Source organism: Rummeliibacillus sp. TYF005 (genome assembly GCF_003844195.1).
Taxonomy (GTDB): domain Bacteria; phylum Bacillota; class Bacilli; order Bacillales_A; family Planococcaceae; genus Rummeliibacillus.
In genome coordinates this window covers 1-22,866 of record NZ_ML122583.1, presented here as the reverse complement: position 1 = coordinate 22,866, position 22,866 = coordinate 1, and the positions used below count along the sequence as shown (strand labels likewise).

The following is a 22,866-nucleotide window of genomic DNA, read 5'->3' as shown; positions in this document are numbered from 1 at the left end:
GTCCCCACCCCAACTATTTACAAAGAGCCAGAAATTCACTCATCTATTTACAAAATGTGGGTTTTGATAGACAATAGATAAAAAACAACTTGAGGTGCATGTAACTTTGAATATTAGACAAGTAACAATAGAAGATTTAGACCGTTTAATAGAAATTGAAAATTTAAGCTTTACGCAAGAAGAAGCTGCGACAGAGGTTGCTTTTGTCAATCGAATCCGTATGATTCCAGATAGCTTTTTTGTAGCTGAAGACAATGGAGAAATCGTTGGCTTTGTTAATGGTCCTGTGATGGAAAGAGATTATATTACAGATGACTTATTTAGCGAAACAAAAGAAAATCCAAAAACGGGTGGAGTTCAAAGTATATTAGGTTTAGCTGTACATCCAATGCATCGAAAAAAAGGAATTGCAACAGCATTATTAACTCATCTTGAAACAGATGCAAAGAGTAAGAATCGCAAAGCTGTTACATTAACATGCTTAGAAAGGTTAATCCCATTTTACGAAAAACACGGGTACGTAAATAACGGAATCTCTCAATCAGAGCATGGTGGGGAAGTTTGGTATAACATGACTAAGATTTTGTAATTTATCATCTAATAGATATGGAGTGAGGAGAATGCAAAATAATATTCGTTTAGTAGCGCCAAGTGTAGATTTAGAAAAGGAATAGTAACAGTAACGTTGGAGTTTTTTTGTTGGATACTTAGATTACTAATAAACTAAAAAATTAGAATGTTCATTCATTGAGGAGGGCAATATAATCATGAAACATATCTTTGCATTTGAAAGTATTGAAGAATATAAAAAATACCAAGATACAATACAACGATTTGCAATTAAATTAAAGGAATATCAACAAATACTTGAAAGTGAATATGCTTTGAAGGACTTACCGAAGGGAATTTTATGGACGAATGAAGAATTAGCAACTACAGTGTTCTCTGAGGTACCTATTCCTGCCTTTACAAATGAAAATTTAATCTACATGTCACCAGATATAGAAACGTGGAGAAACATACTTGTAAAGCAATTAGACAATAAAGAGCTTCCAGATGTACGAGAATTTTACGAAAATTTTTCCGAGAATCAAGTATTTATCATATTAGCACACGAACTAACACATCATTCAGATTTGTTTTTGGATGAGTTTGAAGATGAACGAGAAGATAGTATTTGGTTCGAAGAGGGAATGTGTTTTTTCTTACCTCGTAAAATACTGTTAAATGAGAAAGAATTTAATGATATAACGAACGCAGAAACGAAATTAGTAGAAGCATTTAATGATCAATATGGAAAACAATCAATAGATAACTTTGGAAGTAGTACATATAAAGGTAATTTATCAAGTATTATGTTTGATTATTGGCGCAGTTATCTTGCTGTGAAGCATTTAGTAGAAGTGTATGCTAATCATGATCTGAAGGCTTTATTTAAGGAATATCATAATTGGGATAAAGAAGGTCGAAAAGTACCTTTGACTAAGTATTTTGGATTGAGTTCCTTCTTCGGAGGTTCTATTTGATTAAAGCTATATTATTTGATTTTGATGGCACGCTATTAAATCGTGATTTGTCCCTTATGTCATTTATCAACGATCAATATGAACGATTCAGCAATTGCATTCATCACATTCCTAAGCAACTATATATAGATCGATTCATCGAATTAGATAATCGTGGGTATACATGGAAAGATCAAGTTTATATGCAATTAGTAGATGAATTTAATATTCAAAACGTTTCTGCTGACGATTTATTAAATGATTATATAAAGAATTTTCATCATCATTGCATTGCTTTTCCTAATCTATTTAAGATGTTACATCAGTTGAAGTCTCAAAAATATAAATTAGGCATTATTACAAATGGCAAAGGTCAATTTCAGATGGATAACATCGTTGCATTAGGTTTGAATAAAGTTATGGATACGATTTTAATCTCCGAGTGGGAAAATATTAAAAAATCTAATCCAGAAATTTTTCATAGGGCATTACAAAAGCTAGAAGTGAATGCTTTTGAAAGCGTATATGTTGGGGACCATCTTGAAAATGATATAAAAGCAGCTAAAAATGTTGGAATGATAGCCATTTGGAAGAAGAATACTCAGTGGAACAATGTAGAAGCAGAATATGTGGTGGACGATTTATTAGATTTACCAAATATTATAAATAAATTTATTATGTAAACTAAAGTTTCCCATTAAAAACCGAGATTGGGTAGGGTAACATATAAAGCTCTTTTGAATAAACCATCTTAAAAGAAAATAACCAGGTTAATAGCATAACCTGGTTATTTATAAGAGATTCTATTTCATCATATTGATCAATTTCTCTTTTTCCTTTAAATATTCAGCTTCTGTAATATCGGATCTTTGTAGTAAGCCTGCTAGACGTTGAATTTCTTGTAGCATTTCTTCAGTCGTATATTGTTTCTTTTCAGATGAGTTTTGTGAAGATTGTTGATTGGAAGACATTTTATAACCTCATTTCATGGTCGATATAGATTTTTACTTTTCTATTATATTACATTTCTTTATGTAAAAATACAAAAAATCAAAGGAGATTTTAGATGACTACTTCTCTTATTTTTGATATGGATGGTACACTTTTTCAGACGAATAAAATATTAGAACCTGCTCTTGAAGCTACATTTGAAAAGTTACGTATGAAAAAATTATGGCACGACAAAACCCCGATAGATCAATATCGTGAAATTATGGGGGTCCCATTACCCGTTGTGTGGGAAACTTTATGTCCTCAACATACTTTGGAAGTACATAACAATACGAATCAGTGGTTTCTAGATGAACTTATTCAACAAATAACGAAAGGGAATGGGGCTCTGTACGAAGGCGTGGAAGAAACATTAGCCCAATTATCAAAGACATACCCTTTATACATAGCAAGTAATGGGCAAATACCATATTTACAAGCAATTGTGGAACAGTTTCGATTAAATCGTTTTATACATGGATTTTATAGTATTGATGTAATTCCATCAGGAAATAAATCAGAACTTGTGCATTTAGTGAAAAGTGAGAATGGGATTGCAGAAGGTTTTGTGATTGGTGACCGTTCTTCGGACATAAAAGCAGCTCTAGACAATAATTTAACATCCATTGGTGTTCGATTTGATTTTGCACAAGAAACGGAATTAAATAAAGCAAACTATGTCATTGATAATTTTAAAGAAATTTTAACGATTGTATAAGTTTACATGGTAAGAAAATATGATGAATTCCATAAGAAAACCGTTCTAGCACTTTCTAGAACGGTTTTTATCATGCAAATCATGCTGTTATTTCTGGACTTGTTGAAGGACTAACTTCCGGTTCATCAACAACCTTATTGTGTGCTCCAGTAGGATCAAATTCTTTCTCACTTTTCGAAATAACAACAGTTGCAACACCGTTACCAATTAGATTAGTAACCGCACGTGCCTCAGACATAAAGCGGTCCACACCGATTAATAATGCGATACCTTCTACCGGAATCATTGGGAAAGCGGCTAATGTCGCAGCTAAAGTGATGAAACCAGAACCTGTAACCCCTGCAGCACCTTTTGAAGTTAACATTAATATTCCAAGTAAAGTGAGTTGTTGCCAAATAGACATTGGCACATCATATGCTTGTGCGATAAACATCGCGGCCATTGAAAGATAGATAGACGTACCATCAAGGTTGAAAGAATAGCCAGTTGGAACCACAAGACCAACCACTTGTTTAGAACATCCGTAATTCTCTAATTTTCTCATCATAGATGGAAGTGCCGACTCTGAAGACGAAGTTCCGACAACAAGGAAAATCTCATCTTTAATGTAGGCGATAAATTTTAAAATGTTAAAGCCATAGAATTTTGCAATTGCTCCAAGGATGAAAACAATAAATAAGAACATAGTAATATAAACAGCAGCCATTAATAGACCAAGTGATTTTAAGGATTCAAGTCCAAAATTACCAATTGTGTATGACATGGCACCAAATGCACCGATAGGCGAAAGTCTCATCACCATATTAATAATTTTAAAGAAAATCTCCGAAACTTGTTCAAATAGTTTAATAACAGGTTTTGCGCTTTCACCAAGAGAAGCAGCCGCTACACCAAAAAGGATCGCACAAAATAGGACGGGTAATAATTGACCAGCTGCTAAAGAACCGAAGAAATTATCAGGCACGATATTCATGATAAATGCTACAAGTCCTTGCTCCGTTTCAGCTGCTGCTGTTGTATACGCAGACACATCGCCGCTGTTTGCAGCTGAAGTATCCAAACCATGACCTGGGTTTACAAAATGAACGACAACCAATCCAATAGCTAAAGCAATTGTCGATACCACTTCAAAATAGATTAATGCTTTACCACCAATTTTACCAACCTTTTTTAAATTCCCCATACTTCCTATACCAATCACAACCGTTAAGAATATAATTGGTGCGATCAACATTTTGATTAATTTAATAAAGATATCCGCTAACACTTTTAGTTGAACGCCTAATTCGGGGAAGATCGCCCCTACAATAATACCGATAATAATTGCTGTAATTACTTGAAAGGTTAAACTTCTAAAGTTGAATTTCATTATTTCGCCTTCTTTCTCTATTTATCTATTATCTTCTCGCTTATTCACATCATACTGAAAAAGAAAACGTTTTCAATATTATGGTTTTAAAAGTCTTTTTGGTTATTTTGGTCTTATCTGATGGACATAGCTTAAAGGCTAGGTAATAGAAGGAATAAGAATGATTTCTATCATACTAATCGATTTCTTGATTTTTTGTAACAGATGAATTTTGTCTTTTTTGTATTAATACAGTTTTATAGATTTTTGCATAGAATTATAAGCCTCGCTAGTCTATATAAAATAAAAACATAGGCACTAAGGGAAATTAATACAAAATATACTTACAAAAAGCAATACTAACCATAAAATATTATTGACATATTTAATTGAGAAATATTATCATTAATGAGTTAGACTAGAACGTTGGCTGCGTTTTTTATTGAATTATCGTAATCTGCATATTAGCAATTATGCTTATTATGTGTAATTGAAAAATGCGAATTATGCAAAGAACAATCTGGAAGACGCTACATAAAAATAACAAGCCTATATGTCTATCGTTGATTACTATAGGCGTGAAAGGATCTGTATGCTGAAACAATTTTTCTCATATTACAAACCACATAAGCGCTTATTTTATATCGATTTTTTTAGCGCGATTTTTGTTGCTATCTTAGAGTTGGCATTCCCTGTAGCGGTACAATGGTTTATCGATAGTCTATTACCGACAGGAGAATGGGGAGAAATTACAAAAATTAGTTTCCTCTTATTCTTAGTATATTTACTAAGTACCGTATTAAATTATATCGTCAATTATTTAGGACATAAGCTTGGCATTTATATTGAAACGGATATGCGTCAAGAGCTATTTAATCATATGCAAAAGCAATCGTTTCGCTTCTTTGATAATATGAAAACAGGTAATATTATGAGCCGTATTACGAATGATTTATTTGATATTGGGGAATTTGCTCACCATGGCCCAGAGGATTTCTTCATTGCGATTATGACGTTTGTTGGCGCTTTTCTATTAATGTTTAATATTAATAGTCAATTAGCACTTATTGTTTTAATAATGGTGCCAATCCTAATTTTCGTTATTTCTATAAGTAATAAGTTGATGAACAAAGGTTGGGCCACGATGTACAGTAAAATTGCGGATGTTAATGGTCGTGTGGAAGACAGTATTTCAGGGATTCGTGTTGTTAAATCGTTTACGAATGAGACGCATGAAATGGAACTCTTTGAAAAGCAAAATAGTATTTTCAAAGATGCGAAATTATTTGCCTATCGTGTGATGGCATCTACACACGCAAGTATTTACTTTTTAACACGTCTATTAACGCTAATCGTTTTAATTGTTGGGGCATGGTACAGCTTCAAAGGTACGTTAACTTATGGTGAACTCGTTAGTTTCGTGTTATTTACAAATGTATTGATAAAACCGATTGATAAAATTAGTGCTTTATTAGAAATGTATCCAAAAGGTATGGCAGGCTTTAAACGTTTTCAAGATATGCTGAATGAAGAGCCTGATGTGATAGATCAACCGGATGCTATAGCTGTTAAACAATTAGCAGGGGATATTACATTCCATGAAGTCGATTTTAGCTATGATGGCAAGTATCCTATTTTACAAAATATCAATTTATCGATTCAGGCAGGCCAAACAGTTGCGCTCGTTGGTCCATCAGGGGCTGGTAAAACAACGATTTGTTCGCTTATTCCACGCTTTTATGACGTCACAGGTGGAGGTATTACCATTGATGGTCTTGATATTAAGAAGATGACTCAAAGGTCATTACGTGAAAATATCGGCATTGTACAACAAGATGTTTTCTTATTTACAGGTACTGTTCGAGAAAACATTGCATATGGAAAGTTAGATGCCTCAATCGAAGAAATCGAAGAAGCGGCACGTAAGGCTAATATACTTGAATTGATAGAAGGGTTGCCACAAGGTTTTGAAACGGAAATTGGAGAGCGTGGAGTGAAATTATCAGGAGGTCAAAAACAACGTTTAGCGATTGCGCGTATGTTCCTAAAAAATCCACCAATCCTAATCCTTGATGAGGCAACTTCTGCACTCGATACTGAAACAGAAAAAATCATTCAACGCTCACTTGAAGAGCTTTCTGAAAATCGCACAACGATTATAATTGCACACCGACTAGCAACAGTTAGAAATGCAGATCAAGTATTTGTTGTGACGAAAAATGGTATCGCAGAAAGTGGTAAGTATGATCAATTGGTAGAGCGGGACGGAATTCTAGCAAACTTACATCGAAATCAAATGATCTAATCAATATCGTTATTTTATAAAAGTAGAAATAATTTACTTTTAATAGATACCATTTTAGCACGAGTTCAGTAATGTACTGAGCTCGTGCTTTTTTCTACCTTGAACTGAAGAATAAAATAAAGCGGTTGGTTGACGACCATAAAATAAATACAATTTGATATGGCGCAGTAAATTATTTCAGCGAATTGTTCCAACTTTAGAAGTCATAATAGGGAATTGAAGAAAACAACTTGATTAATCTATAGTCTTTTTCTTTAGGAATTGTATAATTTGTCCTTTATGATGATGATCATGATCTATAAATTCCTTAACAATATATATAAGTGAATACGGTGTTCCAGTATGTGGACAGTGAGTTACACCATTTGAAGTTATTGATTTATTTAATAATTCGTTTGGCAGTTCGTTAAGTTCCTTTACAAGTCTTTTCCTTGTATTCTTTGCTTCTTCAAGTAGTTTTGACTTTGATATGCCAGATTTAGCGTAATTAGATGCTGTTTTATTATGGGTATTAAAATCTGGAAATTCCATTCCCTTTCCGCTCTGAACTGCAGGGATAACTTCAGATATAAGGTGATTATCCCAATTTATAATGTGGGCTATTATTTCACTTACAGACCATTTACCTTTGGCTATAGGTTTAGACCATAAAGTTTCTTCCATATCTTCTAATGTATTTAGCCAAGAAGAATAATTACTAAATTCATTAATTATCGTTGTTTCAACACACATTTACGTTCCCCATTTCTATTTCAACTGACAATATTATAGCATAAAACCACAATTTTACAAAACGTATGTTCTTATGCGAATTTACAACAAAAGTTGTACAGTTTAGAAAAATTTCAAAATAAAATAAGTAGTGACTTTATAAAAATGTCCACCTCTTCTGTATGTTTTGTTATGATAATTTATAGAAATAATAGTAAGGAGCAGTAATATGACATTTAAAATATTATTAATAGAAGATGATGAGTCAATTTCAAGGTTGATTCAAAATCATTTTTTACAATGGGATATGCAAGTGGAGGTGCCAGATGATTTTAAATATGTGATGAATACTTTTAGTACTATTCAGCCACAACTAGTTATTATAGACATACAATTACCTGCTTTCGATGGATTTCACTGGTGTCGTGAAATACGCGCAATATCAAAGGTTCCTATCCTGTTTTTGTCATCAAGAGATCAACCGATGGATATGGTCATGGCTATGCAAATGGGAGCCGATGATTATATACAAAAACCTTTTAATATGGATGTTTTATTGGCAAAGGTACAAGCTATTTTACGCCGTACATATGATTATAAAGAGGAAAAAGTAGAGAATGTCCTTTGGAATGGTGCAACAATCGATTATGCAACGAGTACAATCATGACAAACAATAAAACGATAGAGCTGACCAAAAACGAGCAGTTCATCTTACGAATCCTTTTAGAACATAAGGATCAGATTGTTTCTAGGGATGAGCTTATGCGAAAACTTTGGGATGACGAACGGTTTGTTAATGATAATACATTAACAGTAAATGTTAACCGCTTGAGAAGTAAATTAGAGGAGCTTTCTTTGAAAGATGTTATTGTCACGAAGAAAGGTCTTGGGTATATGGCTGTTACAAAGGATGTGCAATAGTTGATTTGGTTATTTTTAAGAGAGAGACTTTCCTGGATTCTATTTTTTGCTATTTGCATGTTATGGATGAACCTACTTTTATATTTGGATGTTGGGTTTATGAAGGTTTCTACAACTTATTTAAATGCTACATTGCTCTTTTTCTTTTTAATGTTCGTTGTTTGGCGATATTTTAAAGAGATGAAGTTTGTCAAAGACATAGCTGATATGCCAAATAAGTTCCATCGTGTCGAAGAGTTGATCATGTCTAAACTAAATGAATCAGCCTTAGAATTAGAACGTTATAAGAATGAGTTAACGATACAATTTTCGGAAGAACGTGATCAACATTTAGCGTGGGTTCATGAAGTGAAGACCCCTTTAACTGCGATGAAGTTAATAATAGAGGATTTACCAATTGATACGAGAAAACCGTTAGAACTTGAATGGCTTAGAATCCATCTTTTACTTGACCAATCTTTACACACGTTAAGACTTGCGAGTATTGAACAAGATACGATATTAGACAAAGTAGCTTTAGAAAAAGTGGTGGCAAAAGAAATTAAAGAGCTAATGTCATGGTGTCTTGCCAAAAACTTAGCAATCGATATAGAGGGTATTCAAGTTAGTATATTATCAGATCAAAAATGGCTTTCTTTTATCTTTCGTCAAATTCTATCGAATGCCGTGAAGTATAGTCATAAAGGAGATACCATTTCGATTTATGGTACAAAGGATGATGAAGGCCACCAACAATTACATATACAAGATACTGGTGACGGTATTGATCCCGCAGATGTACCACGTATATTCCAAAAGGCATTTACAGGCTCTACAGGACGTAAACAAAGTGCATCAACAGGTATGGGGCTGTATTTAGCGGAAAATTCAGCTAAAAAGTTAGGGATTACCATTGCAGTACAATCCAAAGTGAACGAGGGTAGCACTTTTACATTAACATTTCCAAAATCCAATGAATTCGTCAAAACGATCTCAAAGTGACAAAAATGTCATGTTCACATTCAAAATGTCACGTTAATCGAACGATTCCGCTGCCATTTCTTTATACAATATAAATAACAAAAGCAGGAGGGAATCAAATGAGCATATTAAAAGCTAGTAAGATTAAAAAAACATATGGTAAAAAGTTGTTTGCTCAAGAAGTATTAAAAGGAATCGATTTAGAAGTTGAAGCAGGGGAATTTGTCGGGATTATGGGGCCCTCGGGATCTGGTAAGACTACCTTATTGAATGTGCTTTGCTCGATTGATCGTCCAACTGAAGGCATCGTCGAAATAAATGGACAATCACTTCAAAAGATGAAATCTAAGCAATTATCAGCTTTTCGACGAACTGAAATGGGTTTTATATTCCAAGATTATAATTTACTTGATACTTTGACTGTAAAGGAAAATATTCTATTACCTTTATCAGTAGGGAAAACAAGTAAGCAAGAAGCGGAATCTCGTTGTCAACAACTAGCAACACAATTAGGAATTCAAGAATTATTAAAAAAATACCCAAATGAAATATCAGGTGGGCAAAAGCAACGTACAGCTGCAGCTCGTGCACTAATTATTCATCCGAGCATTGTTTTTGCAGATGAACCAACAGGTGCACTTGATTCTAAATCAGCTTCATCATTGCTTGAAAACTTAAGTACTTTAAATAAAGCCAATCATGTGACGATTATGATGGTAACACATGATCCAGTTGCTGCAAGTTATTGTAGTCGTGTTCTTTTCCTAAAAGATGGTCAAATTTTCACTCAAGTTTATAAAGGGGATAAAACGCGTACACAATTTTTCCAAGAAATTATGAATACACAAGGCGTTCTAGGCGGTGACGGTTATGAAGCTTAGTACGCTTGTATTAAGAAGAATGCGAAAGAATATAAAACACTACTATTTATACTTTTTCGCACTAATTTTTAGTGCCGCTTTATACTTTTCATTTGTCACTTTACAGCATAATGCGGCTGTTGTGAAGTTGTCCTATTCAAGCTTAAAAGCTGAAATGGGCTTTAAAGTAGGTTCCGTTTTGTTATTGGTCATTGTATTTTTCTTCGTTTTCTATGCAAACCAGCTCTTCTTGAAAAGACGTAGTAAAGAAATTGGTTTGTATCAAATGATTGGTATTCCAAAGCCAACAATCTCATATATGTTAACGATTGAAAACTTGATCCTTTGGGTTGGTGCATCAGCCATTGGTATGTTGATAGGATTTTTCTTTTCTCGATTTTTTGCCTTATTATTCTTAAAAGCGATTAATACAAAAAGGGAAATCGAACTCGAATTTTCAACGGAAGCTTTGTTCCAAACAATGCTTGTGTTTGGTCTATTATTTATCGTCGTATTACTTCAAATGATGTGGATGGTTCATCGCACTACATTATTAGATTTATTTAAAGCGACAAGTAAAGCTGACCAAAAGATGAAGAAGATGAATTTTTTCCAAATCATTTTAGGAATTATCGGGATTGGACTAATCAGTTACGGTTACTATTTATCAACTGTTCTTTTCGCAATCGATAAAACCATTTCTGCTAATGATTTGTATAGGAAGATGGGACTTATATTAGGAAGCGTGATTATCGGTACATTCTTAGTATTCCGCTACTCCATCGCATTTATCATGAATATGATACGTATGTCAAAAAGAGGGCATTTATCATTAAACGATGTACTTGCAATAACGCCAATTATGCATCGTATGAAAAGTAATACATTATCACTATCAATTATTACTCTAATGACTGCAATGGCATTAACGATATTGTCACTATCTTATATCACATATTACTCAACGGATTCTCAAACAGAACAAAATATGCCATATGATTTGGCGATTCTTAATCATAATGGTGAAAAAACCTTTGAAGAATCATTAAAATCTAACAATATTCATTTTCAAAAATATCAATTTGAGCTATTAAACGTACAAATTGATACGAATACTTTGCTAGAAAAGCCTTTAAGTAAAGAAGCACAAATTAATATTACCTTGGACAATATCGTGATGAAAGAAAGTGATGCAAAAAAAGTATTTCCAAAGCTTCACTTAGGGCAAGATGAGGCAGTATTGACAGGATACAGTGACGTCCTCAAAAATCTTATGCCTCTAAAAATAGGAAAAAGCATGACGCTTTATCATGATAAAGCAAAGCAAAAACTTAAACTAATCGATATTGAGAAAAAAGCTAGTATATCAGCGGAAATATCTTACGGAAGTCCTGCGATTATTATCCAAGATGAATTATTTAACCAATTGAAAAAAGATCCATCAATTCAAAAAAGCACTTTATGGAAAACTTATACGGGTTATAACATTCCAAAGGAAAACCAACTAAAAGAAGCCATTACTTTATACAAAAAAGCGACAAATGATGGGACATTTAAAATTGGCAAAAAAGATGGAGTTACTTCATTACTTCAAGTTAGTCCTAAAAAAGAAATGTATCAACAATCTCTTGAAAATATGGGACTACTCATTTTTATCACTGGATTTTTAGGATCTGCCTTCTTATTAGCAACCGGAAGTATCTTATACTTTAAGCAAATGACTGAAGCAGAAGAAGAAATCGAATCTTATAGAACATTACGAAAAATCGGTTTCTCACCTGATGAAATGATGAGAGGGATTTATCGAAAACAATTATTTAGTTTCGGTTTACCTTTATTGTTAGGCTTATGTCATAGCTATTTTGCTGTTAAGTCAGGTTGGAACTTCTTTGGTACCGAATTGGTAGTTCCATTACTTACGACGATGGGTATCTACATTCTACTCTATTCAATCTTTGCGATTCTAACATCTAGTTATTATCGAAAAATTATTAAAGGAATATTATAAAAAGCCCTTTATTAACAGAGACGAATTTACCTCATATTATCTATCAATTTCTAATGGAGCATTCAGAGTTTGATATTCGTATCATTGTTGAAGGATCAGATATGATTGATGAGCAACTGATTTCGAATAACGCTCATATCGGCATTGGAATTGGAAAGAGTAAGTATCGTTCAATTCATGCAGAGAAAATCGTTTCAAGTCCCATGCAGTTAGTTTGTCCTCCTGATCGCGAAGATGATGAAACGGGGAGCTATTATGACTTGGAAAACTTATTTGCTAAGTATCCCGTATTTACAGGACATTTAAAAAAAGCGGTATTAATCGAGCCGTTATTGCAAAAACATATAAATCCTGTTCGTTTCATGTCAATTTCTCAAAGCTACATCGTAAAATAATTTGTGAGAGATGGTTTAGGAATGGCATTTTTACCTAAATCCATTGTGTATAAAGAAATGATGGAAGGGAGATTGAATGTGATCGATTTTGATTTATTTGAATTACCTACAGTCGATTTATATATGAAATATGATAAAGAAAACGATCAAATCATACCGTTGTTAGAGAAAATTAGATATTCCCACTTCTACTAATTAAGTGTTTTAGATTTTAATAGAATAACAAAAGCCTAAGTCTCTTAATGACCTAGGCTTTTCGTTATTTAATATCGAGATTTACAATATGACTTTTAACAATAGATTATGGCTTTAACAATATTTTTCCCGTGCTCTTACGGCTTTCAAGGAAATCATGTGCTTTTGCACCTTCTTCTAGGGGAAAGACAGTAGGGGATTGAAGTTGAAGTTTTCCTGAAATAATCCAATCGAATAATTGTTTGGATCGTTTTTGACGTTCTTCAAATGAAGTAAGGACATTCCACAAATCTCCACCTGTCAGTGTTTTTGAAGTATCCATCAGCATGCGAGGATCTATTGGGGCAGGGTCACCGCCAGACATACCAAAGAATACGACCGTACCGCCTATACGAGTTGCTTGAAAACTATCTTCAAGAGTGGAACCAACGGAATCGTAAACGACATCTGCGCCTTTTCCATCTGTGAATTTCATAACAGATTGTGTCCAATCCTCATCATATGTAAAAGCAATATCTGCACCGACTTCTAACGCTTTCTTACCTTTTTCCATTGTAGAAGTTAAGGCAATCACTCTAGCATTATATAATTTTGCAATTTGTACTAAATTTTGTCCAACACCGCCTGATGCTGCATGGATAACTACTGAATCATTTGCTTTCACTTTATAACTATCATTCGTCAAATAGTGAGCTGTTAGTCCTTGAAGAAGGATAGATGCTGCAACGTCGAACGAGATTTCTTCAGGTAATACTATCAACTTTTCAGAAGGTACTGCTACTTGTTCAGCATTTGCAAAAGGTACATCGGCGAATGCTACACGATCTCCGACTTGTACTTGTGATACATTTTTGCCAACTGCCTCAATAATACCTGCACCTTCATAACCAAGTATAAAAGGTGGTTCACCAGCTAAATGATAATTTCCTTTTCTCCTATATATATCAGCAAAGTTTAGCCCAATACTTTTTGTGCGAACTAAGACTTCATTTGGTCGGATTTCAGGGTTTGGAATTTCTGTATATTGCAAAACTGTTGAATCTCCAAATTCATTGAAAACAAGTGCTTTCATATTAAAAACCCCTTTCGCTATTTAGTGCATTATTGTACCACATTCATGTCTGTTTTCTTAGGATTTAGCACTGATGGACAAGAAAAAGTTAAAAACACAAAATTTTTAATAGAAATATCCAATTTATTTTCATGATTTCTTTAATTGTAGAGTGAAAATAGGATATACTATTATAGTTCTAGTTTTAGGTATAAAATAAAGTAGGAACTAAATTTTAAGCGAAAGTTTTATCGGAGGTTTATTATGAATTACAAAATCATTAACAAACAAGTATTTGAACAGGCACAACTACGTTCAATTTCGGATGTACCATTCACTGAAGAGGAAAGCAAAAACGGTATGCAATTAGCTGTTGCTAAAGCAGACGAAACTCTTGCATTGTATATTGTCGATGTAGATGGACAAAAGAAATTCGATGTACGTTGGGATGATTCATCTGAACTTTTCAACGGCTGGTATTCAGCTTGGGATAACTTCACTTGGTGCTTAAACGTAGTCGAAAAGCAAAAATAATTATTACAATTCGAATGGCCGAAAACAAATTCAATTTGTTTTCGGCTTTTTAATTTGATCTAGAAAAGCATTGGAAGAAAGGTTTTTGTTGTCTTTTGTAGAATAGTAAGAGAGTAGTTTAAAACTACGAGGACATTCTAATTACTTCTGGAGCAAAACTTAATTGCAAAATAAAGGGGTTTAGTGCAATGGCATTAACAACTAAAACAATAGAAAAGTTAAGAGTAGATATAAAACATGTTCTAAACCATAAATTGAATTGGCAAATTGAAGAAATAAATTTAATAGGTAGTGGTGTTATAAACGCCGTATTCCTCATTCATGAGAAAAATTTAGGAAGACTTGCAGTAAGAACGCCTTGGAGATTGGAAGAAAATATGATGGATAAGAACTCAAGTGGGATTATCTCATTAAAAAAAGAAGCAGTCATATCCGAGCATTGTCATATGTATCATATACCCGTACCGAAAATTCATCAGTTGTATTTTAGTAAAGAGATAAACTTTATAGTATCTGATTTTGTAGCAGGAGATGGTCAAGATATTCCTCCCTATGATATAGGGGAACTCATATCTAAAATACATAAAATTCCGTTGCATGGACTATCAATTGCAGATCAAAATGAGCAAAGGTTAAGTAAAATCGTCTCACAAAGAATAACAGAACGCGTTGATTCACTTAACAAACTAATAAATTCTAATTTTATCATTCCTAGCTTACAAGAATTAGAAGAAATTCTGAATACAGCTCAAACTAAGAACAGCTTACTACATCTTGATGTTAGACAACCAAATCTAATAGGCGAAAACGGAATGATTAAAGCAATTATTGATTGGGACAATTCATTTATAGGGAATCCAATAATGGAGTTAATGAGGATTTTTGAAACAAAAGAATTAGATGAAGAAGATTTTATAAAGGGATATAAAGATGTAGACATTATCCAAAATACAAATGCAATCATACAATGCATCTATAGACTTGATACGGCTTTAATGCTGTCCATATTATTTACCTCATCTATAAATGATTCTGAGAAAAGAAATTACTATCTAAAGCGAGTCCATAATCTAACAAAAGAAATAACCAATCATTTATAGTAAGTTGTCTTTTGTGTGATTCTTACAAACAAAGTAAAGGGGAATGGATTATTATTAGAAAGATTTTTTATAGTTTCTTGATTTTATGTTTATTAAGTGCATGTTCTCATGAGGGCGTAACTGAGATCGACATTACAGAAGATGATGAAGTTCTTTCTATACAGGATGTAAAGATTCCCAGTGCCATTTTTACCTCTCATAAACAAAATAGTGTAATTGATGAAGAGGAAATGAGATTAAGCATAAAAACCTATCTAGATAGCCATGATGAATTATTAAACGCTAGTGAACCATTTCAAGATGCTATTGATGAAGAAAAGGAATTAACTAAAGAAGAACGAGAGAAATTAGACAAAATTAACAAGCTTATAAAAGAAAATGATGAGAATTTTTCTGACTATATTTTAAATAATACATTACCTGAAGGGTATCTAGAAGAGTCTAAAAGAATCAGCAGATATATTGTTACTGTAAATGAGCCCCTTGATGAACTCAATAAGATGCTAGATGATAATGGAGACTTTCCAGAAATAAACGTTGGAGCAATAATTAAAAATTCTAAAATAGCAAATGGGAAGGAACAGAAAAAAATAGAAGACTTCCTTGATGAGAAAAAGATTGATACGAAAGCATTTGGAAGAGAATAGAATGATAAATAACAAATTTTTATTAAGCTACCCAAGTATTTAGAAAAAGATGCGATACTTACCCTTTGGATTTACTTAGTCTAAAGGGCCTTTTTGTATTAAAAACGAAAGCACTATTATAGGTAAATGCAAGAAGACTGTAGCAACTCTTTTTAGAAAGTTAAGCTACAGTCTAGCAAGTAATTAATTTTTCTATTTATTATTTAAAATTGAAAACTTCAGGATTAGCACCATAATGGAAATCCTCATTTAAAGCAGAAATTTTTTCAACATCTTCATCAGTCAATGTAAAATCAAAGATATTTAAATTTTCACGAATACGAGAAGGTGTCATTGATTTTGGAATTGTAATAACATCGTTTTGTAAATCCCATTTTAAAATAACTTGAGCAGTCGATTTGTTATATTTTTCGGCAATTTCAACGAGTGTAGGGTCATTTAGAATTTCTCCATTCATAAGTGGTGACCAAGCCTCTACTTGAATGCCATGTTTTTTACAGTATTCACGAACTTCAATTTGTGTTAAACGTGGTTGGAACTCGATTTGATTGACTGCAGGTACAATTGTAGTGTTTGCTAGTAGTTTTTCAAGATGATGTACATGGAAATTACTTACCCCAATTGTTTTTACACGTTTATTGTTATATAGTTCTTCAAGTGCTTTATATACTTCAATATAATTATCATCTTGACCTGGCCAATGGATAATATATAAATCGAGATAATCTAAACCTAATTTTTGGATGCTTTCTTCATAGGCAGCAATGGTTTCATCGTATGAAAGTCCATCATTCCAAACTTTAGATGTAACAAATAATTCTTCACGCGTTACGATTCCTTCATCAATTGCTTTTTTGATACCCCGTCCAACACTTTCTTCATTTCCGTATATATGAGCTGTATCAATATGGCGATAGCCTTCTTTAATAGCCAGCGTCACCATTTCAGCTAGTTCATCACTATCTTTTACTCTAAAAGTACCGTATCCAACAGCTGGAATATGTACACCATTATTTAGTGTTACTGTTTCGTTTGTCATAACAATCATTCCTCCTTTATAGAAACATATTTTACCATGATATGAAAAGAATATCTAAGAATTGAAATGAGATTTGAAGGATAAAAGAATAAAGTCCAATTTCCTGGACAATTTATGGGAAATTAAAATCATATTAGGCGTGTTTTTGGCACATGATAAAAGTAATTGGCTAATTGTTTTCTTTTAAAAATGAACAAGAGGTGTGATTTACTTGAAACGAGATTCAGCTTTTTCCTTTCAAAAGACGACACTTATGCATATCATGGATACAATTGGATTGGGTCTATTTGTAGCAGCATGCGCGTATTTAATATTTAACTGGTCTAGTTTGCCTGCTGAAGTACCCAAATACTTTGGGATGAGCATGGAAATCTTACAGTATGAATCGAAATGGACGTTGTTTTTATTTCCGATGATTACATTTTTGATCATGATTGCACTTCAAATCTTGGAGAAACATCCTGATTGGCACTATTTTCCGATAGATATCAAAAATTCAAATATTGAAAAAGAAGTAAAGCAAAGTGTATTAATGATTTCTTTTATTAAAAATATGAGTAGTTTATTGCTAGCTATTTTGGTATGGAAAACGATTCATATTGCACAAGGGAATAACGCAATATTAGAAGGTGTCATTTGGAGTGTAGTTGCTTCTATTATTATCATTCCTACCTTAATGACTGTTATAGTGGCCTTAAATGAGGAAAAAGATTAAAAATGACTTGATCATTCTTTTTTATAAGATAACTCAACTCTAAATAAACCGAGTCCATTATTATTTGATACTTCATCCACCAATTGCTTTATCTCCGATTTAATATTTTCATTTCCGTTCGTATTATTTAAATAAAGTAATACCGATTTATTTTCATAAGAAAAGATTGAATAGCCAGCAAGTACAGCATCATAACCATGTTGATTTAATGCAATTTTTAAGTCCTCTTCGAAGTTAGAGCTAGTTATTTTCTTCAACATTTCGTCCATATTTCCAGTGTCCTTTTGTGTAGCTACTTTTGTTTCGGCAATCGTGGGAGTTATATTTTCTTTTTCGGAGAAAAAATTAAACAAGTAAGAAAAACAGCTTACTATTAATATAATCGTACCTATTAGAATTATCTTTTTCTTGTTAATCTATATACCTCCTAAACGGTTCCATTAATAATCATATGTATGTATGAATTATGAACAAAATAACAATAAAAGCATTCCGTTTTGCACCCTATTCATTGCTCAATTTTTAAGTCATTGATAAGATAGAATAGATGGTTTATCCACCATTCTTATAGTATTGGAGAATTGAAATGAATATTTTAAAACTTTTATTATTTTACGTAATCATTCTAGGTATTGGCGGGATTTTTACTTGGCTTAATGTTCCAACAACATACTCGCTTCTGTTCTTTATCTTTTTAGCAATCGCTGTAGTGGGTTATTATGCTTATACGATGACTGCGTCTAAAAAGACAAATGCGATTTTACGTCAAGTCCGTTTCCAAAAAAGCAATCCTATATATGCACATATATTAGCGATTAAAGAAGGAACAAAAGAAGATGAAATAGAAGCACTAGATAAACTCATCAAAAAAAATAAAAACAATCATGATGGTCGCATGGATTATGAATTCCAACGCGCAGTTCGTTTAGGTGATTTCGCAGGTGCTAAAAAAATTGCCGATTCCATGAAAAATGGTCCGTTAAAGTCATATAACCAAGCTTATGCAGAAGCACTCGCTGGCAAATATGGAGTTGCACGAAATAAGCCATTTTATCAATCTTGGATGAAACACAGCATAGAAGCAGTGATTGCAAAGAAACAAAACAACAAAGAGCGTTATCAATCAGAAATGGAACAAGCTGTGGAAGAATCTAAAGGAATCCAACGATTGACCAACCAAGTAACTTTAGAAAAAACATTAAAAGAGTGGAAATAACAGCAATATTGTAAGATGAACATGTAAAAGGGATACTATTTTAGGTATCCCTTTTTTGATGGAGTTCGAACAACTCTATTTTTTGTTTAATATTGTTTGACAAAGTACTTTGAAAAATAGATTATTATATTAAAAATTAGTCAATATAGAAACTAGGCGGAAAAATGAAGAAATTTTCAGGATTATTGAAAGACTTGCGGAATTTTTTCTTAACATTCATGATCATGATTTGTTTAGTTATTAGCTTTCGTGCTATCATCTCACCTGAAATTGTCATTGGACATAGTATGGAAAACAGTTTACACGAGGAAGATTATTTATTATCTAATCGGCTCGCATATAGTTACGGAGATCCTAATTATAATGATATCGTGAGTTTTGATGCAGAAATTGTAGCAGGTCATGACTTGTTCATAAAACGAGTAATTGGTTTACCCGGAGATCATATTCAGATTAAAGACAATGTACTTTATCGTAATGGTAAAGAAATCGACGAACCATATATTAAAGAACCAATGGTGACGAAAGATCTTGATGTGAAAGTTGGGGAAAGTGAAATTTTTGTAATGGGGGATAATCGGAATAATTCAATGGATTCCAGAGACTTTGGACCAATCAATTATAAAAAAGAAGTAAAGGCGAAGGTCATGATTCGCCTAAAACCTTTTAACCAGGATTTTAACTATACAAAGTAGTCATTTTGATGAAAACATTATTACTCATTTTAAATTTGGTGTAGAAAATCCATGAATTCTGGAAATACTATAAACAGTTATAATAAAGGAGCTGTTTATATGAAAAAAATCTACATTTTTTTAACGTTAATGCTTTTGTCTTTATTGATAGTTGGGTGTAAAGGTACTGATGATAACGCAACAAATGTAAGTGAAAACGCACCAGTATCAGAAAGTGGCGCAAATAAGCCAACTGAAGCAGACCAATCTGGTGATAATAATTACTCGTCTGTAAAAGATCCGAATAATATACCATTTGCGTTTTCTGAATTTGATTTGGATGTAGATTATAAAGGAAATCAATCCTTTAAAGTGGAATATGAAAATGAAAAAGATGGAGCAGAAGCATCAGTTAAAAATGATTTGAAAAACCAAAAAATCGAAGGAAATGAAGCATATGCAGAACTTGAACCATTGTTTAAAAAACTAACTTTCACTTCGCAATCAACTGATGAAGATGTAAAAAAAGAAATTTTGTCTGTTTTTAATATTAAAGAAGAATATGTGAAAATTGATCTTGATGTTAAATTTGCTGATGGAATAGAAAAAGAATATACTTTCCACCCTTAATGACCAATGCCTTAAAAATTGATTCTAAATCAGTTTTTAAGGCATTTTTATTGAATAATGAATGATTCGATTTTGAAAAGGAAATAGTAGGCTTAGTAACTGAAAGGAGCTGTTTCCTTGATAAATAGTAAAAACTATCTGGCTTTAGTATTCATATTATTCATATTGTTAGGTTGTGAAAACAACGAAAATGCTACAAACAAAGAGCAAATGTTAGCTGCTATAGATAATCATTCCGTTAATCTATCTAATAATACAAAGTCATCCAACAACTTTGAAAGTAAAGAACTACAGTTCAAAAAATTTATCTTGAATATCAATTACGAAAATAACCAATCTACCGAAATCGTATACGAAAAGAAATCAATTGGAATAGAAGCCGAAATGATAGATACTCAAACAAGTAAGAAGATCATTGGAAAAGAGGCCTTTTCAAAAATCCAACCATTACTACTTAAACTTAAACTCCATAAAGGAACACCCGCTTCCGATGTAAAGGAAGAACTTATTTCGCTATTTAATATACGAGACGATTATCAAAAAATCGAATTAGAAATAGGATTTACAGATGGATTAGAAAATAAATATGTATTCATCCCCTAACCCACTAAAGCCTTTGTTCTTTGTTTTGAAAAAACGTAAACATGGGCTTTTTTTATTATAATGAATAAATTTCTACTAAATATTTTGAAATTTCTATAAAAAGAGATAAGTATTATTGTATTGAATAATATCGAATAGTATACTACTGATTAATGAACAGAGTACTAGATCTCTGTGTACTAGCATTACTAGACAAAGGTGATATGTAGGAATATGAACTTGTTTAGTTCAGTTTTTCTGTTGTTGAGGCGATTAACAGAAGAAGTTTACTACTTTATCACAAATTTGCAAAGATCCCTTAGAAGGTCTACCAAGAAAACTATCAAATTACTGCACTTGGAGAAAGAATGGATGCATTTTTATTAAAGGGGTTAATGGAACTTATTAAGGAGGATGACTAATGAACGAAAAAAAGTATCTACTAGAGCTTGAAATTGCACTAAAACAACTAAATTCAAAGGAACGAAAAGATATAATACGAGATTTCAAAGACTATTTTGAAAACGGCAAAAAAGAAGGGAAAAGTGTTGAAGAAATCATTTCATCATTTGGTCCTGCCGAAGAAATTGCAACTGAACTATTAAAAGCCTATTCTGAGGAAGAATTTGTTCCAACTGAAGAGCTGAAACCAATTGATACAGAGCAATTTCAGAAAGTGAAAATAATGGCAGATGGCGCAAATGTGATTCTTAAACCTTCTAATGACGATAAATTCTATTATAATATTATAGATTCGAAAGAAAAAACGAATGTCCACGTCAAGAATTTGGATGGTGTACTCCATGTGAATATTGAACGTGAGGGATTTCACCGTAAATTTTGGTTTTTCAAAATTGCTGTAAATGCATTCACTGATGCGACAGTTACATTACAAATACCTGAAAAGTTATACAATCATATAGCTGTTCATAATAATAATGGTTTTATCAAACTAGTAAAATTACAATCAAAAGATGTTAAGCTTGAAACCGATAATGGACGGATTGAATTAGATAACGTTTTAGCCAATGATGGTGAATTTAAAACTGATAATGGGCGGATATGGGGAAGTCAATGTCATTTCACATCACTTTATGCAGAAACAGATAACGGTCGGATCGAGTTTTCAAATAGCAATGTCAATACATCCAAACTCCGTACAGATAACGGACGGATTGAATTAGAAGCATTAGCTGGAGAAATTGATGCAAGAACGGACAACGGACGGATAGAAATGTACATACCTAAAATTGAACATTCACTTCATTTAGAAACAGATATGGGCCATATTCAATTATCTACCGATCAAGAAATGACAAATGGTAGTATCAGCGCAGAAACGGATATGGGGAAAGTTGAAATTTATGGTCAAAAATCTCGTAAAATCATTTATGGAAACGGTAAACCTAAAGTGAAACTAATAACAGATATGGGGAAAATTATCGTTGGATTAAAATCAGAAATTGCATAATCTCTTCTTAGTAGTAAAAAGCGTATCCAGATTTGGTATACGCTTTTTTTATAAACATGAATAAATACAACATGCAAGAATATAGAATTAAAATGAAACTTAATTTTTACTTAATCGTACTAAAATAGGGATATATTATATTTCAACCTGAATTATTCACAGCTACATCATAAGTTGTGGATTTAGTACGGAACTCGGTTATTTTCTCCTTTTTAAGTTTATAAAGTGCTTATTTGCTCTCCAAAGATACGATTTTCCAATTTTTAGAGTGAAAAAGTGCTATTTTGGGG

At 32.6% G+C, this 22,866-nt stretch carries 26 protein-coding genes; 20 read left to right on the top strand and 6 right to left on the bottom strand.

Features of this window, described 5'->3' with window-relative positions:
* Window positions 1-106 precede the first annotated feature (106 nt).
* The 3 genes from CW357_RS15600 to CW357_RS15590 all read left to right on the top strand — a co-directional run bounded on the left by CW357_RS15600 (window position 107) and on the right by CW357_RS15590 (window position 2,188).
* Window positions 107-589, top strand: coding sequence for a GNAT family N-acetyltransferase (locus CW357_RS15600; protein WP_119415867.1), 483 nt, complete (start codon window positions 107-109; stop codon window positions 587-589).
* Between the two features lie 178 nt (window positions 590-767).
* Entirely contained in the window at window positions 768-1,526 is a 759-nt protein-coding gene (locus CW357_RS15595) for a hypothetical protein (RefSeq protein ID WP_124218545.1), read from the top strand.
* A complete protein-coding gene (locus CW357_RS15590; protein WP_124218544.1) occupies window positions 1,523-2,188 on the top strand; it encodes an HAD family hydrolase in 666 nt (221 codons plus the stop codon). Before CW357_RS15595 ends, CW357_RS15590 begins: the two co-directional genes overlap by 4 nt.
* Before the next feature lie 120 nt (window positions 2,189-2,308).
* Here CW357_RS15590 and CW357_RS18370 read toward each other — a convergent pair whose 3' ends face one another.
* Window positions 2,309-2,476, bottom strand: coding sequence for a hypothetical protein (locus CW357_RS18370; RefSeq protein WP_158582353.1), 168 nt, complete (start codon window positions 2,474-2,476; stop codon window positions 2,309-2,311).
* Window positions 2,477-2,571: 95 nt separating this feature from the next.
* On the opposite strand from CW357_RS18370, the gene CW357_RS15585 reads away from it, so the two are divergent.
* Window positions 2,572-3,213 (top strand): HAD hydrolase-like protein, encoded by a 642-nt coding sequence (locus CW357_RS15585; RefSeq protein ID WP_119415870.1) that lies wholly within the window; start codon window positions 2,572-2,574, stop codon window positions 3,211-3,213.
* A 79-nt stretch (window positions 3,214-3,292) separates the two neighbouring features.
* On the opposite strand, the gene CW357_RS15580 is transcribed toward CW357_RS15585, so the two are convergent.
* A complete protein-coding gene (locus tag CW357_RS15580; protein ID WP_124218543.1) occupies window positions 3,293-4,582 on the bottom strand; it encodes a dicarboxylate/amino acid:cation symporter in 1,290 nt (429 codons plus the stop codon).
* Between the two features lie 571 nt (window positions 4,583-5,153).
* On the opposite strand from CW357_RS15580, the gene CW357_RS15575 reads away from it, so the two are divergent.
* Window positions 5,154-6,866, top strand: a complete 1,713-nt coding sequence (locus CW357_RS15575; RefSeq protein ID WP_124218542.1) for an ABC transporter ATP-binding protein — start codon at window positions 5,154-5,156, stop codon at window positions 6,864-6,866.
* 234 nt (window positions 6,867-7,100) lie between these two features.
* Here CW357_RS15575 and CW357_RS15570 read toward each other — a convergent pair whose 3' ends face one another.
* Complete coding sequence (locus tag CW357_RS15570; RefSeq protein WP_124218541.1) at window positions 7,101-7,598, bottom strand: DinB family protein; 498 nt, start codon at window positions 7,596-7,598, stop codon at window positions 7,101-7,103.
* A gap of 208 nt (window positions 7,599-7,806) precedes the next feature.
* Here CW357_RS15570 and CW357_RS15565 point away from each other — a divergent pair, with 208 nt between their 5' ends.
* The 6 genes from CW357_RS15565 to CW357_RS18365 all read left to right on the top strand — a co-directional run bounded on the left by CW357_RS15565 (window position 7,807) and on the right by CW357_RS18365 (window position 12,917).
* Window positions 7,807-8,499: a response regulator transcription factor gene (locus CW357_RS15565; protein WP_124218540.1), complete on the top strand. Its 693-nt coding sequence runs from the start codon at window positions 7,807-7,809 to the stop codon at window positions 8,497-8,499.
* 99 nt (window positions 8,500-8,598) lie between these two features.
* The gene (locus CW357_RS15560) at window positions 8,599-9,480 is read left to right on the top strand and encodes a sensor histidine kinase (RefSeq protein ID WP_164489625.1); all 882 of its coding nucleotides are present in this window, start codon (window positions 8,599-8,601) and stop codon (window positions 9,478-9,480) included.
* Window positions 9,481-9,578: 98 nt separating this feature from the next.
* Complete coding sequence (locus CW357_RS15555) at window positions 9,579-10,340, top strand: ABC transporter ATP-binding protein (RefSeq protein WP_124218538.1); 762 nt, start codon at window positions 9,579-9,581, stop codon at window positions 10,338-10,340.
* Window positions 10,330-12,327: an ABC transporter permease gene (locus CW357_RS15550; protein ID WP_124218537.1), complete on the top strand. Its 1,998-nt coding sequence runs from the start codon at window positions 10,330-10,332 to the stop codon at window positions 12,325-12,327. Before CW357_RS15555 ends, CW357_RS15550 begins: the two co-directional genes overlap by 11 nt.
* Window positions 12,321-12,722 (top strand): LysR substrate-binding domain-containing protein, encoded by a 402-nt coding sequence (locus tag CW357_RS15545; RefSeq protein WP_119415878.1) that lies wholly within the window; start codon window positions 12,321-12,323, stop codon window positions 12,720-12,722. Before CW357_RS15550 ends, CW357_RS15545 begins: the two co-directional genes overlap by 7 nt.
* A gap of 21 nt (window positions 12,723-12,743) precedes the next feature.
* The gene (locus CW357_RS18365; protein ID WP_158582354.1) at window positions 12,744-12,917 is read left to right on the top strand and encodes a hypothetical protein; all 174 of its coding nucleotides are present in this window, start codon (window positions 12,744-12,746) and stop codon (window positions 12,915-12,917) included.
* Between the two features lie 106 nt (window positions 12,918-13,023).
* On the opposite strand, the gene CW357_RS15540 is transcribed toward CW357_RS18365, so the two are convergent.
* Window positions 13,024-13,989 (bottom strand): quinone oxidoreductase family protein, encoded by a 966-nt coding sequence (locus CW357_RS15540; RefSeq protein ID WP_124218536.1) that lies wholly within the window; start codon window positions 13,987-13,989, stop codon window positions 13,024-13,026.
* Between the two features lie 243 nt (window positions 13,990-14,232).
* On the opposite strand from CW357_RS15540, the gene CW357_RS15535 reads away from it, so the two are divergent.
* From CW357_RS15535 to CW357_RS15525, 3 genes are all read left to right on the top strand, one after another.
* A complete protein-coding gene (locus tag CW357_RS15535) occupies window positions 14,233-14,502 on the top strand; it encodes a hypothetical protein (protein WP_124218535.1) in 270 nt (89 codons plus the stop codon).
* A gap of 188 nt (window positions 14,503-14,690) precedes the next feature.
* Window positions 14,691-15,602 carry a phosphotransferase gene (locus tag CW357_RS15530; RefSeq protein ID WP_124218534.1) on the top strand — a complete coding sequence of 304 codons (912 nt, stop codon included), beginning with the start codon at window positions 14,691-14,693 and terminating at the stop codon, window positions 15,600-15,602.
* 11 nt (window positions 15,603-15,613) lie between these two features.
* Entirely contained in the window at window positions 15,614-16,249 is a 636-nt protein-coding gene (locus CW357_RS15525) for an NDxxF motif lipoprotein (protein ID WP_241155146.1), read from the top strand.
* 199 nt (window positions 16,250-16,448) lie between these two features.
* On the opposite strand, the gene CW357_RS15520 is transcribed toward CW357_RS15525, so the two are convergent.
* A complete protein-coding gene (locus CW357_RS15520) occupies window positions 16,449-17,297 on the bottom strand; it encodes an aldo/keto reductase (RefSeq protein WP_124218533.1) in 849 nt (282 codons plus the stop codon).
* A gap of 202 nt (window positions 17,298-17,499) precedes the next feature.
* Between CW357_RS15520 and CW357_RS15515 the strand changes: the two genes are divergently transcribed.
* Window positions 17,500-18,003: a DUF1648 domain-containing protein gene (locus tag CW357_RS15515; protein ID WP_124218532.1), complete on the top strand. Its 504-nt coding sequence runs from the start codon at window positions 17,500-17,502 to the stop codon at window positions 18,001-18,003.
* A gap of 11 nt (window positions 18,004-18,014) precedes the next feature.
* On the opposite strand, the gene CW357_RS15510 is transcribed toward CW357_RS15515, so the two are convergent.
* Window positions 18,015-18,272 (bottom strand): hypothetical protein, encoded by a 258-nt coding sequence (locus CW357_RS15510; RefSeq protein ID WP_147414484.1) that lies wholly within the window; start codon window positions 18,270-18,272, stop codon window positions 18,015-18,017.
* 317 nt (window positions 18,273-18,589) lie between these two features.
* Between CW357_RS15510 and CW357_RS15505 the strand changes: the two genes are divergently transcribed.
* The 5 genes from CW357_RS15505 to CW357_RS15485 all read left to right on the top strand — a co-directional run bounded on the left by CW357_RS15505 (window position 18,590) and on the right by CW357_RS15485 (window position 22,576).
* Window positions 18,590-19,219 (top strand): hypothetical protein, encoded by a 630-nt coding sequence (locus tag CW357_RS15505; protein ID WP_119415885.1) that lies wholly within the window; start codon window positions 18,590-18,592, stop codon window positions 19,217-19,219.
* 164 nt (window positions 19,220-19,383) lie between these two features.
* A complete protein-coding gene (gene lepB / locus CW357_RS15500) occupies window positions 19,384-19,914 on the top strand; it encodes a signal peptidase I (RefSeq protein ID WP_119415886.1) in 531 nt (176 codons plus the stop codon).
* 99 nt (window positions 19,915-20,013) lie between these two features.
* Window positions 20,014-20,523: a YusW family protein gene (locus tag CW357_RS15495; protein ID WP_158582355.1), complete on the top strand. Its 510-nt coding sequence runs from the start codon at window positions 20,014-20,016 to the stop codon at window positions 20,521-20,523.
* Between the two features lie 117 nt (window positions 20,524-20,640).
* Window positions 20,641-21,126: a YusW family protein gene (locus tag CW357_RS15490; protein WP_119415888.1), complete on the top strand. Its 486-nt coding sequence runs from the start codon at window positions 20,641-20,643 to the stop codon at window positions 21,124-21,126.
* 400 nt (window positions 21,127-21,526) lie between these two features.
* Window positions 21,527-22,576, top strand: coding sequence for a DUF4097 family beta strand repeat-containing protein (locus CW357_RS15485; protein ID WP_124218531.1), 1,050 nt, complete (start codon window positions 21,527-21,529; stop codon window positions 22,574-22,576).
* The last annotated feature ends 290 nt before the right edge of the window (window positions 22,577-22,866 follow it).

Coding starts and splice junctions, on each gene's coding strand:
- CW357_RS15510 (WP_147414484.1), bottom strand. CDS start 18,272: ATGGACGAAATGTTGAAGAAAATAACTAGCTCTAACTTCGAAGAGGAC.
- lepB (WP_119415886.1), top strand. CDS start 19,384: ATGAAGAAATTTTCAGGATTATTGAAAGACTTGCGGAATTTTTTCTTA.
- CW357_RS15520 (WP_124218533.1), bottom strand. CDS start 17,297: ATGATTGTTATGACAAACGAAACAGTAACACTAAATAATGGTGTACAT.
- CW357_RS15550 (WP_124218537.1), top strand. CDS start 10,330: ATGAAGCTTAGTACGCTTGTATTAAGAAGAATGCGAAAGAATATAAAA.
- CW357_RS15485 (WP_124218531.1), top strand. CDS start 21,527: ATGAACGAAAAAAAGTATCTACTAGAGCTTGAAATTGCACTAAAACAA.
- CW357_RS15495 (WP_158582355.1), top strand. CDS start 20,014: ATGAAAAAAATCTACATTTTTTTAACGTTAATGCTTTTGTCTTTATTG.
- CW357_RS15565 (WP_124218540.1), top strand. CDS start 7,807: ATGACATTTAAAATATTATTAATAGAAGATGATGAGTCAATTTCAAGG.
- CW357_RS15530 (WP_124218534.1), top strand. CDS start 14,691: ATGGCATTAACAACTAAAACAATAGAAAAGTTAAGAGTAGATATAAAA.
- CW357_RS15505 (WP_119415885.1), top strand. CDS start 18,590: ATGAATATTTTAAAACTTTTATTATTTTACGTAATCATTCTAGGTATT.
- CW357_RS15595 (WP_124218545.1), top strand. CDS start 768: ATGAAACATATCTTTGCATTTGAAAGTATTGAAGAATATAAAAAATAC.
- CW357_RS15575 (WP_124218542.1), top strand. CDS start 5,154: ATGCTGAAACAATTTTTCTCATATTACAAACCACATAAGCGCTTATTT.
- CW357_RS15555 (WP_124218538.1), top strand. CDS start 9,579: ATGAGCATATTAAAAGCTAGTAAGATTAAAAAAACATATGGTAAAAAG.
- CW357_RS18365 (WP_158582354.1), top strand. CDS start 12,744: ATGGCATTTTTACCTAAATCCATTGTGTATAAAGAAATGATGGAAGGG.
- CW357_RS15570 (WP_124218541.1), bottom strand. CDS start 7,598: ATGTGTGTTGAAACAACGATAATTAATGAATTTAGTAATTATTCTTCT.
- CW357_RS15585 (WP_119415870.1), top strand. CDS start 2,572: ATGACTACTTCTCTTATTTTTGATATGGATGGTACACTTTTTCAGACG.
- CW357_RS15535 (WP_124218535.1), top strand. CDS start 14,233: ATGAATTACAAAATCATTAACAAACAAGTATTTGAACAGGCACAACTA.
- CW357_RS15540 (WP_124218536.1), bottom strand. CDS start 13,989: ATGAAAGCACTTGTTTTCAATGAATTTGGAGATTCAACAGTTTTGCAA.
- CW357_RS15580 (WP_124218543.1), bottom strand. CDS start 4,582: ATGAAATTCAACTTTAGAAGTTTAACCTTTCAAGTAATTACAGCAATT.
- CW357_RS18370 (WP_158582353.1), bottom strand. CDS start 2,476: ATGTCTTCCAATCAACAATCTTCACAAAACTCATCTGAAAAGAAACAA.
- CW357_RS15560 (WP_164489625.1), top strand. CDS start 8,599: ATGAAGGTTTCTACAACTTATTTAAATGCTACATTGCTCTTTTTCTTT.